16 protein-coding genes are annotated in these 17,978 nt (G+C 36.8%); 15 read left to right on the plus strand and 1 reads right to left on the minus strand.

Translation table 11 applies throughout. From position 1 onward, the window contains the following. The first annotated feature begins 383 nt into the window (after nt 1–383). The 15 genes from HMPREF3090_RS04095 (at nt 384) to HMPREF3090_RS04165 (ending at nt 16,396) form a co-directional block, all read left to right on the plus strand. Nucleotides 384–1,151: a YveK family protein gene (locus tag HMPREF3090_RS04095; protein ID WP_067975333.1), complete on the plus strand. Its 768-nt coding sequence runs from the start codon at nt 384–386 to the stop codon at nt 1,149–1,151. Then, on the plus strand, nt 1,151–1,888 hold the full coding sequence (locus tag HMPREF3090_RS04100) for a CpsD/CapB family tyrosine-protein kinase (RefSeq protein ID WP_067975336.1): 738 nt from the start codon (nt 1,151–1,153) through the stop codon (nt 1,886–1,888). The genes HMPREF3090_RS04095 and HMPREF3090_RS04100 overlap by 1 nt, the downstream gene beginning before the upstream one ends. 62 nt (nt 1,889–1,950) lie before the next feature. Next, entirely contained in the window at nt 1,951–3,750 is a 1,800-nt protein-coding gene (locus tag HMPREF3090_RS04105) for a nucleoside-diphosphate sugar epimerase/dehydratase (RefSeq protein WP_067975339.1), read from the plus strand. A 26-nt stretch (nt 3,751–3,776) separates the two neighbouring features. Next, nucleotides 3,777–4,403: a sugar transferase gene (locus tag HMPREF3090_RS04110; protein ID WP_067975341.1), complete on the plus strand. Its 627-nt coding sequence runs from the start codon at nt 3,777–3,779 to the stop codon at nt 4,401–4,403. After that, nucleotides 4,403–5,248 (plus strand): NAD-dependent epimerase/dehydratase family protein, encoded by an 846-nt coding sequence (locus tag HMPREF3090_RS04115; protein ID WP_067975344.1) that lies wholly within the window; start codon nt 4,403–4,405, stop codon nt 5,246–5,248. Before HMPREF3090_RS04110 ends, HMPREF3090_RS04115 begins: the two co-directional genes overlap by 1 nt. Nucleotide 5,249: 1 nt before the next feature. After that, a complete protein-coding gene (locus HMPREF3090_RS04120; protein WP_067975347.1) occupies nt 5,250–6,470 on the plus strand; it encodes a glycosyltransferase family 4 protein in 1,221 nt (406 codons plus the stop codon). A gap of 7 nt (nt 6,471–6,477) precedes the next feature. Continuing rightward, nucleotides 6,478–7,527 carry a polysaccharide biosynthesis protein gene (locus tag HMPREF3090_RS04125; RefSeq protein WP_067975350.1) on the plus strand — a complete coding sequence of 350 codons (1,050 nt, stop codon included), beginning with the start codon at nt 6,478–6,480 and terminating at the stop codon, nt 7,525–7,527. A gap of 2 nt (nt 7,528–7,529) precedes the next feature. Continuing rightward, nucleotides 7,530–8,642: a polysaccharide biosynthesis C-terminal domain-containing protein gene (locus HMPREF3090_RS04130; protein ID WP_067975355.1), complete on the plus strand. Its 1,113-nt coding sequence runs from the start codon at nt 7,530–7,532 to the stop codon at nt 8,640–8,642. Next, nucleotides 8,642–9,766: a non-hydrolyzing UDP-N-acetylglucosamine 2-epimerase gene (wecB, locus tag HMPREF3090_RS04135; protein ID WP_067975357.1), complete on the plus strand. Its 1,125-nt coding sequence runs from the start codon at nt 8,642–8,644 to the stop codon at nt 9,764–9,766. Before HMPREF3090_RS04130 ends, wecB begins: the two co-directional genes overlap by 1 nt. Before the next feature lies 1 nt (nt 9,767). Then, nucleotides 9,768–10,988 carry a glycosyltransferase gene (locus HMPREF3090_RS04140; protein ID WP_070485989.1) on the plus strand — a complete coding sequence of 407 codons (1,221 nt, stop codon included), beginning with the start codon at nt 9,768–9,770 and terminating at the stop codon, nt 10,986–10,988. Between the two features lie 64 nt (nt 10,989–11,052). Then, nucleotides 11,053–12,138: an EpsG family protein gene (locus tag HMPREF3090_RS04145; protein ID WP_067975360.1), complete on the plus strand. Its 1,086-nt coding sequence runs from the start codon at nt 11,053–11,055 to the stop codon at nt 12,136–12,138. A 20-nt stretch (nt 12,139–12,158) separates the two neighbouring features. Then, nucleotides 12,159–13,091, plus strand: a complete 933-nt coding sequence (locus HMPREF3090_RS04150) for a glycosyltransferase family 2 protein (protein WP_067975364.1) — start codon at nt 12,159–12,161, stop codon at nt 13,089–13,091. 20 nt (nt 13,092–13,111) lie between these two features. Next, complete coding sequence (locus tag HMPREF3090_RS04155; RefSeq protein ID WP_168140252.1) at nt 13,112–14,011, plus strand: glycosyltransferase family 2 protein; 900 nt, start codon at nt 13,112–13,114, stop codon at nt 14,009–14,011. Nucleotides 14,012–14,240: 229 nt separating this feature from the next. Continuing rightward, entirely contained in the window at nt 14,241–14,771 is a 531-nt protein-coding gene (locus HMPREF3090_RS04160; protein WP_067975372.1) for an Ltp family lipoprotein, read from the plus strand. 203 nt (nt 14,772–14,974) lie between these two features. Then, the gene (locus HMPREF3090_RS04165; protein WP_067975376.1) at nt 14,975–16,396 is read left to right on the plus strand and encodes a lipopolysaccharide biosynthesis protein; all 1,422 of its coding nucleotides are present in this window, start codon (nt 14,975–14,977) and stop codon (nt 16,394–16,396) included. Nucleotides 16,397–16,771: 375 nt separating this feature from the next. Here the strand turns inward: HMPREF3090_RS04165 and HMPREF3090_RS10065 are convergent, their stop codons facing one another. Next, the gene (locus HMPREF3090_RS10065) at nt 16,772–17,767 is read right to left on the minus strand and encodes an acyltransferase family protein (protein ID WP_083272370.1); all 996 of its coding nucleotides are present in this window, start codon (nt 17,765–17,767) and stop codon (nt 16,772–16,774) included. Nucleotides 17,768–17,978 lie beyond the last annotated feature (211 nt).

Raw genomic sequence — 17,978 nt, forward strand, 5'->3', positions numbered from 1 at the left:
GAAAAGCAAGTAAAGCGAATTACGGAGCGTAGGCGATAGCCGTACGGTCCGTTTGAGATTTGTTAGGCGAGAGACCAAGGCTCGAGCCGGTGCCATGGCTTTTCAAGGACCAAATTCAACAGCGCAACGGATGCTCACCAGCACAATTCCCAAACCATAATCTCGACCACAAATCCATTCATAGGCGCTAATTGTTAAGACAATGTATAATGTCACAGATTTGTAATAAAAAAAGTGTGAAAAAAGAGTGAAATATCTTATAATTTCCTTTAAGATTATAGATAGTGTAAAAAGAGTGTCGGCTAAATGAGACGTGACTTTAGACGACCTTTTTTTGTGAATAGAAGCAGGTGCCAAGAACTCGGCACCGATGAGGAGGCAATATGGAAACGACTGAAGAAATCTCGCTCGTAGAACTCTTTCACATTCTACGGCAAGGCTTAGGACGGATTATCGTCACCACCGTGGCTGGCTTGGCTGTAGCGGCCGTGCTGACCTTTGTCGTGATGACCCCTAAGTACCAATCAACGACTGACTTGGTGGTTAATGACACCAATTCCAACAGTGAGCAGGTGGACCAATCCACCCTCCAGGCCAATCTGACGCTCTTGAATACCTATCAGAGCATCATCAAGAAGCCCGTGGTCCTGGAGAAGGTGATCGAAGAGACGGGAGTAGACTTGAGCGTCCAGGAATTAAACGACATGATCAGTGTCCAAAACGACAATAATTCCCTGGTCTTCTCGGTAACGGTCCAGTCCACCTCACCTAAAGTGTCGGCGACCCTGGCCAATTCGATTGCCAAGCACTTCTCCGAAGAAGTCAAACGGATTATGAATGTGAACAATGTGTCCATCCTGACCGTGGCAGAACCAGCCCAAGGGCCGGTCTCACCTAAACCCATCCTCAACCTCTTGATTGGGGCTATTATCGGTGGGGCTATCGGTGTCATCTGGCAGCTGATCCGCTATGCGACCGACCGGACCGTCAAGGATGAAGCCTTCTTCGACGAGATCGGCTTGCCCGTCTTAGGTCTCATCCCCGAGATATCTGAAAAGGAAGTCGCCGAGTCTCGGCTCAAGTCCATCTCTAGCCAAAAAACATCAGAAGCGCGTCGGACCTTCCGTCGCCGTAAAGGAGGTGAGGACTAATGTTTAACCACAAAGGGAAGAAACTTGAACAACTCAACCGCAACCAGCGCCTGGGGGCTTCGATGATCACAGCTGTTAAGCCTAATCATCCCATCTCAGAAGCCTTCCGGACCGTGCGGACCAACATTGAATTCTCCATGGTCGACGGGACCCTCAACTCGCTCATGCTGACTTCAACCGGACCCTTCGAAGGTAAGTCCACCGTGGCAGCCAACCTGGCTTCGGTGATGGCCGACACCGGCAAGCGGGTCCTCTTAGTGGATGCCGACATGCGGAAGCCGACCGTTCGTAACACCTTCAACCTGAAGACCAATTACGGGCTGACCAATCTCTTGACCCAGAACGAAGCCCAGACCATGGACATGATCCGCTATGTACCGGAAGCCAATGTCTACGTCCTCGCCGCTGGGCCCAAGCCACCCAATCCATCTGAGTTGCTTCAATCCAACAAGATGAACGACCTAATGAAGACTCTAGAGACCATGTTCGACCTGGTCATCTACGACGCACCGCCCTTGCTCTCAGTGGCCGATTCCCAGATCCTCTCTCGTAAAGTTGACGGGGTCGTCTTCGTCGCCCGGGAAGGAATCGCGGAACGTCCCAATATTACCAAGGCCAAGGACCTGCTCGACGCAGCCGAAGCCAATATCCTAGGCGTGGTCTTCAATGGCGTGTCCAAGGAACATACCGGTTACGGCTATGGCTACGGTTATGGCTATGGCCATGAGGAAGATTAAGCCGACTTAAGCAGCCATTGACTCTTCCTGATAGTGCATGTAATTAGAATAGGAAGTGAAACATGTCTCGGAAAACAAAAAAACTCATCCTCATGCTCAACGACTTGGTCTGTGTGGGCATAGGAGCCCTCTTAACCGTTTATTTAATTAAGTATTATGTCGCTACCGACTTTGGCCACTATTCCATCGTCACAGGCATCTACTATCTGATCTATGTCCTAGCTGGCCTCTACTTCCACAACTTCTCCGCCTTGGTCCGTTTCTTCGGCCTGCGGGATGCCCAGGAAGTCGTCGTCGCTAACTTGATCGCTGGGGCGGGGGCCTTCATCGTGGGGACCATCCTCTTCACCGTAATCAGCCACCGCTACCTCTTCCTCCTCCTGCTCTTCGCGACAGTGGGGATGATCTTGACCCGGGTCATCTGGCGGCTCTATATTGACCGGAAGAATGGGGTCAAAATGGCTGAAAACGAAGCTACCCGCCTGCTCATTGTCGGGGCAGGCCAGGCCGGCAACCTCTTCATTGAGAACTTCTCCAAGCACCCTGAGAAGTACGCTATCATTGGGGCAGTGGACAATGACCCGCAGAAACAAAATATCTACATCAAAGGCGTGCCTATCCTAGGAACCATCGCCGATATTCCCCAAATTGTGGAGAACAAACGCATCGACATGATCACCATCACCGCCCCTTCCATGCCAGCTGATGCGGTGGAAGAAGTGGTCCGGATGGGGAACGCGCTCGACATCACCGTCAACCAGATGCCTGAAGTAGAACGCGTCCTGGCCGGGGAATACAAGATGGCCATGAAAGAAATTGAAATCTCTGACCTCCTAGGACGAAAGGAAATTGAATTGGACGATGAACCCGTCATTGACTCCATCTCCAACCAAGTCATCCTAGTCACGGGGGCAGGGGGCTCAATCGGATCCGAAATCTGCCGGCAGATCGTCCGCTTCGGCCCTGCCCAACTGATCCTCCTGGGCCATGGGGAGAATTCCATCTACCTGATTAACCAGGAGCTTCGGAGCTTAGAACTCGCAAATACGAAAATTACTCCAGTAATTGCGGATATCCAGGACAAGGAACATCTAGACTTCCTCATGCAGCGCTACCAGCCGGATATTGTCTACCATGCGGCGGCCCACAAGCACGTGCCCCTTATGGAATGGAATCCGACCGAAGCCGTTAAGAACAACATCTACGGGACCTACAATGTCGCTAAGGCTGCGGAAAAGGCTGGCGTCAAGAAGTTCGTCATGATTTCCACCGACAAGGCCAATAATCCACCTAATGTCATGGGCGCCACCAAACGGATCGCGGAAATGATAGTTACTGGCCTCAACAAGGACAGCCAGACCACCTTCTCAGCCGTCCGCTTCGGCAATGTCCTGGGCAGCCGGGGATCGGTCATCCCGCTCTTCAAGAAGCAAATCGCTGCGGGAGGCCCCGTCACCGTGACCCACCCGGACATGCGCCGCTACTTCATGACCATCCCTGAAGCCAGCCGCCTGGTCATCCAGGCTGGTGCCCTGGCAGAAGGGGGCGAGCTCTTCATCCTTAACATGGGAGAAGAAGTCTACATCAAGGACCTGGCCAAGAAGATGATTGCTTTGTCCGGCCACTCGGAAGACGAAATCGAAATCATCTACACCGGCATGCGACCAGGGGAGAAGCTCTACGAAGAACTCCTCCTCAACGACGAAACCACCGACCGACAAATCGATGACAACATCTTCGTCGGCCGCGTCCATAACAAGAGTCTCGAAGAAATCAAAGCCTTCGTTGAGAGCCTGGACCTCGTCACAGACCAGGGCGACCTCAATGAGAAATTGACCAGCTTTGTGCATCGGGATGTGTAATTCGAGTAAAGATTGGAGAGATAAGAATGTATGTAAAGATTAAACGCTTGATAGACTGTATCCTAGCTTTAATCGGACTGATCATTCTCTCTCCTTTATTTTTGTTTATTGCCATATGGATTAAACTGGACTCCAAGGGTCCTGTTTTCTTTAAGCAGAAACGAATTGGTAAGGATAGAGAATTTTTTGAAATTTATAAATTTCGTTCCATGTTAGCTGAAACACCCGCTGATATGCCAACCCATCTCTTAAACGATCCCCAAGCCTTCATTACCAAGTCCGGCGCCTTCTTAAGAAAGACCAGCCTGGACGAGCTGCCTCAAATTATCAACATCCTCAAAGGTGAAATGGCGATTATTGGCCCACGACCAGCGCTCTGGAACCAAGATGACCTGGCAGATGAACGGGACCGTTATGGGGCTAATGATGTGCTACCAGGCCTATCTGGCTGGGCGCAGATCAATGGCCGGGACGAATTGCCTATCGATGTCAAGGCACGCCTGGACGGACAATACGTCGAAAATATGGGCCCTATAATGGACTTCAAATGTTTCTTTGGGACAATCATCAGCGTCCTCAAGCACGATGGGGTTGTCGAAGGTGGCACAGGAGCCATCGAACAAGCAAAAGCAGAACTACAGGAGGAAGAATAGTGAAGAGAGTACTAGTCACTGGGAAGAATTCTTATTTGGGAGACCGCTTCACTGATTATCTCTCTCAATGGCCTGATCAGTATGAAGTCGTTCAAACTTCACTTAAAGATACGAATTGGCAGGATGAAAATTGGGGAGAGTATGATTCAATTCTTAATGTTGCAGGCATTGCTCATAATTCTTCAGATCCTAAACTAAAGGATCTCTATTACCAAGTTAACCGTGATTTAGCAATCGCTGCAGCCCAAAAAGCCAAAAGTGATGGTGTCCAGCAATTTATCCACCTATCAAGTATGATTGTCTTTGGTAGTCAAATTGAAAAAATTACCAAAGATACTCCTCCAAATCCAGATAACTTTTATGGTGATAGTAAATTGCAAGGGGAAATAGGTCTTCAAAAATTAGAAGACGAAACTTTTAAAATTGCGATTGTAAGACCGCCAATGGTTTATGGGCCACATTCAAAAGGAAACTTCCCTAGATTAGTCAAACTCGCAAAATCAACTCCAATTTTTCCAGATTATTCTAATCGAAGAAGTATGATCTATGTTGATAATTTAATGGCTGAATTAAAGGCGATAATTGATCAAGAACTATCCGGTACAATGCATCCCCAAAATGAGGAATATACATGTACCAGTCAAATGGTTGGCCAAATCGCTAAACTCTCTAGTCATCGCTTGGCTACAACTCGGGCTTTTAATCCACTAATTAAAAAAATGGCTAGTAAAGGAACGCTTGGAAAAGTTTTCGGTAATCTTTACTATGATGAGATGTTAAATTACAGAGAAGAAAATATCAGTTTGGAAGAGTCCATCAAACGTTCACTAATAGATGAGGAGTAATATGATAAAGAAGATACTAATAATCAGTCAGTATTTCTATCCTGAAGATTTTAGAATCAATGATATTGCGGTAGAGCTCTCTAATAGAGGTTATGAGGTAAAAGTTCTTACAGGAATACCAAATTATCCTGAAGGTAAATTTTATTCTGGCTATGACTATAAGTCCAAAAGAACTGAGAACTATAAGGGCGTAGAAATCATTAGGATTCCGTTGATTGCTAGAGGGAAGTCCTCGGTACAATTAGCTTTTAACTATGTATCCTTTGTTATGTCAGGTTACTACTTTGCCAAAACAACAAAGTTAAAACCGGATGTCATATTTACCTATGAAGTGAGTCCAATGACTCAGGCTTTAATCGGGCCATGTTTAGCCAAAAGATTAAAAATAAAATCATTGCTATATGTATTAGATTTATGGCCTGAAAATTTGGAAGTAGCTGCAGGAATAAAGCATCCAGCAATAATCAATAATGTCAAAAAAATGGTAACTTCCATATATAAAAATACGGATATGATAATGGCTTCATCGAGGAGTTTTGTAAATTCCATTCAATCTGATTATGATATTGATTCAGATAAGGTTAAATATTGGCCACAATATGCTGAAGAAATCTATTATACTAAAGAAAAAAATAAAGAAGATTATCAATGGGTCAATCGACCTGATTTATTCACTATTGGTTTTACAGGAAATATAGGTTATGCGCAAGGCTTACAAATATTACCTAAAGTAGCTTATGAATTAAAGAAAAAAGCTGATCAGATTCTGTTCTTAATTGTAGGTGATGGGCGTGCTAAGGAAGATTTATTAAGAGAAATCAGTCGATTAGATGTTGAAGAATATTTTCAATTTATAGATCGACAACTTTCAACAAAAATTTCTGATATTTTATCCGAAGTTGATGTTGCTTTCCTAAGTTTTGATGAACATCCGATTTATGATAAAACAATCCCTGCTAAGATGCAGACCTATATGGCTTGTGGAAAGCCTTTGTTGGTTAGTGCAAGTGGGGAAGTTGAACAGATTGTTAATGAAAGTCAATCTGGACTAACTTGTAAGGCCGGAAATGTTTCTGAATTAACGAACCTGATAAGAGAATACTTAGCAATGAGTAAAAAGCGTTTGGATGAAATGGCAGTTAATTCGAAACAGTATGCGGAAAAATATTTTTCTAAAGAACGATTGATGGATCAACTTGAAGAATTTATTAATGAAAGGTAGAGGACATATGTCACTTTTTAAAGATAAAACCCTTTTAATTACTGGTGGAACAGGCTCATTTGGTAACGCTGTCTTAGATGGCTTCCTAAAAACAGACCTTAAAGAAATCCGTATTTTTTCTAGGGATGAGTTAAAACAAGATAATATGCGCCATAAATACCAACAAATTGCTCCAGAATTTAGTGATAAGTTGAAATTTTACATTGGTGATGTTAGAGACATAGATAGCATTCGTCCTGCCGTTCGCAATGTAGACTATATCTTCCACGCAGCGGCCTTAAAACAAGTCCCATCATGCGAATTCTTCCCAATTGAAGCCGTTAAGACAAATATCTTAGGGACTGAAAATTTATTAACAGCAGCTATTGAAGCTGGCGTAAAAAAAGTAATTTGTCTATCTACTGATAAAGCAGCTTACCCAATCAATGCGATGGGAATTTCTAAAGCCTTGATGGAGAAAGTAATTGTTGCCAAATCAAAAACCGTTGATCCTGAAGATACTATGATTTGCTGTACGCGCTACGGTAATGTATTAGCATCTCGCGGTTCTGTGGTACCATTATTCATTGAACAAATGAAGAAAGGCAAGACCTTAACTGTGACAGATCCACTCATGACACGATTTATTATGACCCTGGAAGAGGCTGTAGACTTGGTTCTTTATGCCTTTGAGCATGCTGAATCGGGAGACATTATGGTTCAAAAAGCGCCAGCTTCTACCATCGGAGATTTGATGGAAGCTACACGGCAGCTCTTTAATCCAGACGCTCCTAGCCAAGTAATTGGGATTCGCCATGGAGAGAAAATGTATGAAACCCTTCTGACTAATGAAGAGTGTGCCCATGCCATTGATATGGGGAATTTCTATCGGGTGCCGGCAGATAAACGTGATTTAAATTATGATAAATACTTCAAAGAAGGGGATGAAGAACGTAACCCTCTTGAAGAATTTAACTCCGATAATACAGTTCTAATGACAGTCGAAGAAGTAAAAGAAAAACTTCTAACTGTTCCACTTATTCAAGAAGAATTGCGTAAATGGAAGGAAGAAAATTAATAATGAAGGTATTAGTGACAGGGGCTCAAGGTTTTATTGGGCGCAATCTTATTGCTAGCTTACATTATATGGATGATATAGAAGTCTTAGCCTATGAACTCAATTCATCTGAAGAAGACTTAGAGAAATATACTAAAGAAGCTGATTTTGTTTTCCACCTAGCTGGAATCAACCGACCAAAAGATGAGAGTGAATTCAAAAAAGGCAATGCAGACCTTACTCAAAAATTATTAGATCAGTTAGTAAAAAATAATAATCCAGCCCCAGTATTAGTGACAAGTTCAATTCAGGCAGAAAGAGATAATGCTTATGGACAAAGCAAAAAATTAGCTGAGGACTATATCTTCGATTATGGCAAGAAAAATAGTGTTCAAGTTTATGTTTACCGTTTATCGAATGTCTTTGGTAAATGGTCGCGTCCAAATTATAATACTGTTATTGCAACCTTCTGTTACAATATTGCGCGCGGTTTACCTATCCAAGTCAACGATGAAAAAGTAGTCCTCAATCTGATGTATATTGATGACGTGGTTGATGAATTTATTCGAGCTATGCAGGGAGAGGGAAATCAAGACGGTGAATATTATAAGGTTCCGGTTTCTTATCCTAGAAGTCTAGGCGAGATTGTCGGTCTACTTGAATCTTTTAAATCTTCGCGTGAAAACCGTATAATCCCTAATTTATCTGATGATTTTACTAATAAATTGTATGCTACCTATTTAAACTTCCTACCTGAAGACCAATTTTCTTATCCATTACTTATGCACGAGGATAATCGTGGATCATTTACTGAATTTGTTAAATCTCCTTATGCTGGACAGATTTCAATTAATGTTTCAAAACCTGGTATTACAAAAGGTGATCATTGGCATCATACAAAAAATGAAAAGTTCCTGGTTGTTTCAGGAACTGGGGTTGTAAAATTTAGAAAATTAGATTCAGACAAGGTAATTGAATATCCCGTCTCGGGAGAGGAACTTGAAGTTGTGGATATTCCAACTGGCTATACCCATTCCATTGTCAATACAGGGGAAACTGATTTAGTTACTGTGATGTGGGTGAATGAAATGTTTGATCCCAATAATCCTGACACATATCCATTGGAGGTAGAATAATGCAGAAACTTAAAGTCATGACTGTAGTAGGGACTCGCCCTGAGATTATCCGCCTATCATCAGTTATTCAAAGTTTAGAAGCTTCAGAAGCCATCGAACATATCCTTGTCCATACTGGTCAGAACTATGATTATGAATTAAATGAAGTTTTCTTTGAAGATTTTGGTCTTAGAAAACCTGATTACTTCCTCAATGCAGCAGGTGATTCACCAATGGCCACTGTGGGACAAATTCTAGCCAATATTGATCCTATATTAAATGATGAAGCGCCCGATGCTTTCTTGGTGCTTGGAGATACAAATTCCTGTCTCTGTGCTATTGCAGCAAAACGCCACCATATTCCTATTTTCCATATGGAAGCGGGTAACCGTTGTTTTGACCAACGTGTACCAGAAGAAACTAATCGAAAAATTGTTGATCATATCTCAGATATTAATCTAACTTATTCAGATATTGCTAGGGAATATCTCCTAGCAGAAGGTTTACCCGCTGATCAAGTTATTAAGACAGGAAGCCCAATGTTTGAGGTGCTTCATAATAAATTAGATGAGATCCAAAAAGCAGAAAGTTACCAAAAATTAGACTTGGAAAAAGGCAAATATTTTGTGGTATCAGCCCATCGTGATGAAAATATTTCTTCAGAAAGAAACTTCTTAAATTTAGTTGATTCTCTGAACGCAGTGGCTGAGCACTATCAATTACCAGTTATTGTTTCAACTCATCCAAGAACTCGAAAAATGATTGAAGATAAAGGCGTTAAGTTTAACGACCTTATTCATCTCATGAAGCCAATGGGATTTATTGATTATAATAATCTTCAATTGAATGCTAAATCAGTTCTTAGTGACAGCGGAACAATCTCTGAAGAGTCTTCCATCTTAGGTTTTAGAGCCCTCAACCTACGTGAAGCTCACGAGAGACCAGAAGCAATGGAAGAAGCCGCCGTGATGATGGTTGGCTTAAATAAGGAGCGCATTCTTCAAGGACTGACTATCTTAGAAACACAAGAGAAAGATACACTAAGACAAGTGGCTGATTATTCAATGCCAAATGTATCAGATAAGGTATTGAGAATTATTGTTTCTTATACAGATTATGTAAATCGTGTGGTGTGGAGTAAGTAAAATGAAAGTTTTACAGATAAATTCAGTAATCGATTTTGGGTCTACTGGACGTATTTGCAGAGACTTATATGATTTTCTTGAAGAAAATGGTCACGAATGTGTCATTGCCTATGGAAGAGGAAAGTCTACTCCTGGCTATAAGACTATTAAAATTGGCTCAAAAATAGATCAGGCGTTACATGGAGTTTATTCTCGATTATTCGATCGTCATGGATTTGCCTCAAGACAAGCTACTAGACAGTTAATTGAAGAGATTGAAGAATTTGATCCAGATATTATTCATCTTCATAATATACATGGCTACTATTTAAATATTGAGATTTTATTCAATTATTTATCGACAAAAGATACGCCTGTTGTTTGGTTATTGCATGATCAATGGTCAATTTCAGGTCACAGTGCAAACTTTAATTTAAATGATGACGGCACCCTTCCTACTAGTCTTAAAAATCGTGATGAGTTAAAAAATTATCCTAAAACAGTTGGTTTTGGGCAGTTTAAAAAAAATTTACGAGATAAGGAAAAATTGTTTACGTCAATTAAAAATATGACTATTGTAACTCCTTCTCATTGGCTAGAAAGTATTGTGTCAAAATCTTTTTTAAATAAGTATCCCATCATGACTATTTATAACGGAGTAAATACCGATATCTTTAAAATTGATTTTAATAAGAGCAATTATCTAAGAAAGCAATGGAACTCAGAACAAAAAATTGTAATATTGGGAGTAGCATCTATTTGGGATCCTAGGAAAGGTCTAGATGATTTTATAAAACTGTCTCAACTGTTATCTCCAGCTGACTATCAAATAGTATTAGTAGGAAGTGACCCTCAAATCAAAAATAAATTACCAAGAGATATTGTAACTATTGAGAGAACGAATTCTGTTGAAGAACTAAAAGATATCTATAATGCGAGTGATGTTTTTGTAAATCCAACTTATTTTGATAATTTTCCTACTGTAAACATAGAAGCTTTGGCTTGTGGAACTCCAGTAATAACTTATGATACTGGAGGAAGCGGTGAAAGTATAAATGAAAATACTGGAACTATTGTTGACCAAGGAAATTTTGATATGTTACTAAATGCTATTGAAAAGTGGGGAGGTAAAGTTCCAGCTGTTAAAAAAAACTGTCGTAGAAGAGTATTAGAGAAGTTCAATAAAGAGAAGAATTACAAACAATATTTAAATTTATACAAGGAACGATTAAATTTGAATTAAAAAGATTAATCTATCTTTGAACTGAGCTGTTCACTAATAAATTAACTGGGAAAGGAGGAAAATAATGACGATATATGAGTGGATATTTTTGTTTATTACATTATATGCGATTATTTGTAGTTTCATTCCTGATGATAAGATAAGTAGATTGCTTTTTACTATATTTAGTTCACTTCATTTGTTTATTGTTCAGGGATTGAGGGGGACACATGTAGGAGGAGACCTTCCAGGTTACCAAACCTTTTATAATCTAACATCCAATTTTGATAAGATAATAGATGGACAATTTGAGATAGGATATAATTTTATTAGTTATATTTTTAATGTATTACATATAAATTTTCAAGTTTTTATAGGTATAGTTTCTTTATTTGTCTTCTTAATACTCTCAATATATATTTATAAGTACTCTAAGAATATTTATATGTCTTACGGCTTATATTTATATTTTGGTTTATACGATTTTGGTTTTAGTGGTTTGAGACAAATAATTGCAATGAGTATTTTACTTATTTCTTTTAAATTTTTGATCGAGAAGAATTTAGTGAAATTCTTGATAGTTACAACATTAGCAACATTAGTCCATACAACCGCTATAAGTTTTTTTATAGTTTATCCACTAGTTAACTCAAAATTTATCCAAAAAATCTATAATAAACTTTTTGTATTGGTACTACCTGTAGTGTTTTATTTTGGAGGTTTAATAGTTTATGAAGTATTAAAGTGGTTTCAACCACTTTTACTCACAAATTTTAATTTTTCATACATGGATGGTTTTGGCATGGATGAAATATTTATAATAGTTATATATATAGCTGGGATATTGTTACCGTTGTTTGAAAAAACTGTAAAGCAAGATAAACTATATAGGTCCTTACAAGTATTATCTTCAATTACATTAGGGGTTCAACTTCTATCGCCCTATTCTTATTATTTTACAAGATTTAATTTGTATTATTATCAATTTATGATTATCTTTGTACCCTATCTTTTCGAAAGTTATATGGGATATTTTCTAAGAAAAAATAAAACTCTTCACCTATTTACTCGTTATTCAACTTTAGTTCTATTCTTTATTGCGATAGTATTGTTTTATCATGGTTATATTCAAACAAATCCTCATAAAATTGTTCCATATTCTTTCTTTTAGAGAGGGGGTTAGTAATTGATATGCTAGTTTCAATTATAATAGCAGCATATAATGAAGAAAAAAATATTGCCCGAATGTTAGACTGCATCATGAACCAATCATATAATGAGTTGGAAGTGATTATTATTGATGATGGCTCAACTGATACTACAAGTACTATTTGCAAAAAATATGCAGAAAAAGATTCAAGGTTCCACTATCATTATAAAGAAAATGGGGGAGTTGCAGCAGCTAGAAATTTAGGATTAAAACTTATGACGGGTAATCTTGTAACTTTCCTTGATGGTGACGACTACATTGAGAATAACTTTATTGAAAAACTTTTTGAACCGTTTCAGAATGAAAAAAATATTGACTTAACGATTTGTAGTTATTACCAAAATGACAAGCTCATTAGATTTAATGAATGTATTGAAAATAAGGAACAAGTGTTGCTTGATATTATACGACCAAATGGTAGTAAAGGATATTTGTGGAATAAATTATTTTCAACACAGATTATTAGAGAAAGAAAAATAAAATTCAACGAAAAAATTAAAGTGACAAGTGACTTACCTTTTGTTGTTGAGTATGTTTTGAATTGTACTCGAATCCAATATTTATCCAAACCTTTGATTCATTATTCAATTAATGATGGTTCTATTTCTAATAACTTAAATAATAAAAAAATTCTTACTCAAATTTATTCGTCACAGTTATGTATTGATTTGTTGAAGAGAGCAAAAATGGATATCTCTATAGTACAAAAATACATTGAATCTTATTTTAGAATGTTAACTGGAACCATATTGAAGAAGAAGTTTAAAACAACATTAGATGATTTAATATATTTGAAAGAATCATTATATAGATATGAATTTAAGAATATTGATCATAAAATCACTAGGTTGAAGTTTTTCTTAGCAAAAAATAAACTTAACTATGAAATCAAATTATCAAAGTTGAAAGGATAGTAATTTCTATGCAGCCTTTAGTGTCAGTTATTATGCCAGTGTATAATGTGGAGGAATATTTAGAGGAAGCTTTATTATCTGTGTTTAATCAAAGCTATGAAAATATTGAGATAGTATTGATTAACGATGGAAGTACAGATGCTTCTTTATCAATTGCGAAGAAACTGAAAGAAAAAAGTGAATTTCAATTTCGTATTCATTCACAAGCTAATGGTGGATTATCGAATGCACGAAATAATGGTTTGAAATTAGCTAAAGGTGAATATATATACTTTTTTGATAGTGATGATTTGATTGAAAAAGAGATGATAAAGAACCTAGTAAATAATATGGAAAAATATCAATCAGATGTTATTCGATTTAATGCTGAAAGTTTTTTTGATCAAAATTATACAAAAGAAAATTATAGTGAAACATTATATAGTTCTCAAGAACTTAACGAAAATTATGTTTACAGTATAAACGATTTTTTTAAAGTTCAAGATATTATTCCTTCTTCTGTGTGTATTTATTTTTTTAAAGCAAATTTATTAAAAGATAATAATCTCCATTTCTTAGAAGGCATTATACATGAAGATGAATTATTTACGCCAATTGCTCTATCTCATGCTAATCGTTTAATGTTTGTTAATGAACCTTATTTTAAAAGAAGATATCGTAATAATTCTATAATGACAAGAGCTAAATCGTCCAGACAACATGCAATAGGATATTTTACTGTAGTAAAAGAACTTAACCGATACGTAAGTGAGAATAATTTAGATAAAGAAGTTAAAGAATATTTTTCAAAAACTATTAATCGATTAGGATCAATGATTTTTGGCTCTTCTAAATTAACTCTCAAAGAAAATATGTATTTGATAAAAATAGGGATTAAACCTGTAAATTCTATTTTGAAAAAGATTAAATCGAAAATATGATTAGATATATGCCTTGTAAATTTAACCTAATTTAATATCGTAGCAATTGTTAATATGTTCTTTTTCTTCTTCCAAATGCTGGTAGATTTTGGTATCGCTATCAATTATTCAAAGAAGAATATTAAATTTAAACATTTGAGGAGGTGAGGCCTCTAGGATAGGCCATCCAGTCTTAGAGTAAATATTGTAGTACAGCACAAAGGAAAATTTTATTTATAAAGGAGTCTTTATGGCAAGAAAATATTATGACGAAAATGGAAATGAAGTAAAACGCGGGGGTTGCTTGAAGTGGGGTGGCATTGCTTTTGGTGTCATTATTCTGATTGGCGCTTGTGGTACTATATTTTCTGACTCTGACACACAAGATACAAGTAACAACGAAGCTAAGACGGAAGAGGTTGCACAAGAATCGAAAGCGTCGGCGGAATCTCAAGAAAAAGAAGAAGAGAAAGTGCCACAAGAGTATAAGAATGCCTTAAAGAAGGCAGATAGCTATGCTAATAGAATGTACATGTCAAAAGCGGGCGTTTATGATCAGCTGACTTCTGAGTATGGTGAAGGTTTTGCTCCAGAAGCGGCCCAATATGCTATCGACAATGTAGAAGCCGATTGGAAGGAAAATGCCCTTAATAAGGCAAAAAGTTATTATGAAGACATGGCACTCTCTAGAGATGGAGTATATGATCAATTAGTTTCTGAGTATGGCGAACAGTTTACTCCAGAAGAAGCCCAATATGCTATCGACAATTTGCCTGAGTAACAAATGAATTTTGTCCAAGGTTGGATTTAAATCCAACCTTTTAATGAAAGAAGTTTACAGCTTTAAAAATTCTAAACTTCTTTCATTAAAAGTTGATAATTATCAGATAATCCATGCACCTATTGAAGTTGAATATAGAAGGACCTAGCAAAAGCTCTGATAAGATAGAATTGAAGGCTTTTCATATTTGTTAGAAAGTAGGAATGATATTGAACAAATTAAAAGAGGGAATCATCTACAATGCTATCGGTAAGTATTCCAATGTGGTTATACAAATACTTCTCCAAGTAATACTAGCACGTCTTATCACACCAGCTGAGTTTGGGATTGTAGCAATTGTCAATGTGTTCTTGGTTTTCTTCCAACTTCTAGCAGATTTCGGCATTGGACCAGCAATTATACAAAGAAAAGATATTGATCGTCATGAAACCAATCAAATTTATTCTTTTTCGATCTATTTTTCTTTATTTTTAGCGATTATTTTTGCGGTGCTTGCCCACCCAATTAGTCAATTTTACAATAAACCGGAGCTTGTTCGAGCAGTTCCTGTTATGGCGATTGCCTTGCTTTTTAACAGTTTGTGCATGGTTCCCCAAAATTTATTGCTAAAAGAAAAACGTTTTAAACAGGTGAATTTTACCCAAGTCATGGGTAGTTTGTTTAATGGAATTTTTTCTGTGACCTTTGCTTATTTGGGCTTCTCTTTTTACTCCATTATCTTTGGTAATATTGCAAGAGCGCTTGTTCAATTAGTGATTTATTTATTTAGTACCAAATTGAAGTTCGCTTTTAAAGTTTCACTTGAACCCCTTAAAAAGATTTTTCCTTTTGCTAAGAACCAGATGTTGTTTAATATCATCAATTACTTTTCAAGAAACTTGGATAGTATCTTAATTGGGAGATATATGCCAGCAGACCAGTTAGGTTATTATGATAAATCCTATCAGTTAACTTTGTATCCCAATACTATTTTTACTGGGGTCATTACTTCTGCAATCCAACCGATTTTTTCTGATTTTCAAAATGATCTCATTCAGATTAAAAACGGTTATCTTAATATATCTAAGGTATTAGCTAATTTCGCCATTCCTTTGACAATCTTTTTATTCTTCTCAGCAGAAGATATTATTTATTTTCTCTACGGTGCCCAGTGGGGAGAGAGTGTGCTCGTCTTTCAAATTTTAAGTATCTCAATATGGATCCAGATGTTGCAATCAACAACTGGGGCTTTTTTCCAATCAGCCAATCGAACAGATCTCTTGCTCTTATCAGGCATACTATCAACAACGCTCAATATCATTAGTATCATTATTGGAGTTTACAAGGGTTCCATTTATTGGGTTGCAACGATGGTCGTTATCAGCTTTAGCCTAAACTTTTTCCAGACTAATTACTTAATGTTAAATAAAGCCTTTAATAGTAACATAAGAGAGTTCCTATTCGTGCTGATTAAACCATTGATTATTGGATTCATAACTTTACTAGCTTTTATCATACTACCAAGCTTACCTTTTAACTCATTCATTAACTTGTTTATTAAAGGAATTATCTTCTTAGTCAGCTTGCTCATTGGTCTGTTAGTTACTAAGCAATGGGAAGACTTGATGAAGCTGATAAGAGGATAAGTGTTTTTAGGAATCTAAATAATAAACTATTTTGTACTCTTTAGCTTTTCTTTTATTGTTCTAGATTTATCTGTGTAAAAAATGTATTATTAAGTTGTAGTAAAGTGAAGTATGCATGGGAAGTAATCAATATATTATATATCTTAATAAATAATCCCTCTAAAAAGCTTATCTTTTAGAGGGATTATGTTATGATTGAAAACTTTTTATCTCTATATTCTTTAGGATCTACTAAGTTTTCAAATTGATTACTGTATTTAAATTTTTATTACATAATTTTATTAGAAGAGAAGTATATCATTAGAATGATAGGTATCAGATTTTTGCTATATCTAAGTAGAGATTTAAAATTTTGAATTCTATAATTTTGACAAATTATCCGAACATCATCTTTTTACATATGTCATAAATTTTAGCTAACGCGTTTATTAGGTTATCGGCGTATTTATCCACAATGACCATAAAAGGCTTCTCAAAAAATTTTTGCCTTATTAAATCTATCACCGTGCATATTGCATAAACTAATAAGACCACAATAATAGAGTACGGGATTAAAAGTAAGGAATTTTGATATTGATAATTTTGGAAAATATTAATCCATAAAATAGGCCTTAATATAATATTCTCGTGAATAAGATACACACCAAAAGTTGCAGTTGCTAATGTATTTATAGAGTTAGTATAGTTCATTTGAAGATTTGTAAATGCTAAGAATAGGGTCAGGGAAATTAGTAGAACAGGTATCTTTTCCATACCATAAAAATATGTTGCATAGGTGGAAAAGATATTCCATTGTGTTCCTAATAAAGTAAAAACTATACTCGATAAATACGTTAATAATGAAAAGATTCCGCACATTATAAAATATCTTTTAGTGGTAAAGGTGTGGTTAAATCCATATAAACGAACATATCCAGCGAGCGCGTATAAAGTTACGAACCACCACAAGGGATTACTTTGAAAGTCTGAAGTTGTAAAGGTAGGGATGACTGACCACATGATAATAAGCAATGTTAGAAAAATTTGATAAGTCTTCTTACTCAGTGAATTGAGTAATATATTTAAAAATGGATGAATAATGTACAGCACGAAATAAGTACTTGCAAACCACCATGAAGAGAAAGTGATCGGGAATAGCGATTTTACAGCTGTTATGATTTCATAATCATGAATCTTAAATATCGAACATATAGCAAATATACTTAGTGAGTAAAAAATTATCTGTCCCCAAAGTTTTATGATTTTTCTAATATCAAGAATTTTGCTACAGTTTGTTATAAGAAAATATCCTGTTATTAGAATAAAAATATTAACGCCAACCTTGCCGCCTAATACAATTAAATTATACCAAAGACGGGGTATGGTAATAATTGACGTTTCCTAATTAAATCCACCATGTACTGCAAAATGGTGAAAAATAATCATTATAATTGAAATTATTCTTAATAGTTCAATGTTACTTTGCCTGTTTAGTTTTGAGCTTTTCATACTATACAGAAACTCCTTTCTTTTATTGTTATACCGTTAGTATTCAATCATTGTAGGTAACTATGTATGTGAAAATTAAACTAGAGTATTTTAT

It is taken from the genome of Aerococcus sp. HMSC23C02 (assembly GCF_001806805.1).
Taxonomy (GTDB): Bacteria; Bacillota; Bacilli; order Lactobacillales; family Aerococcaceae; genus Aerococcus; species Aerococcus sanguinicola.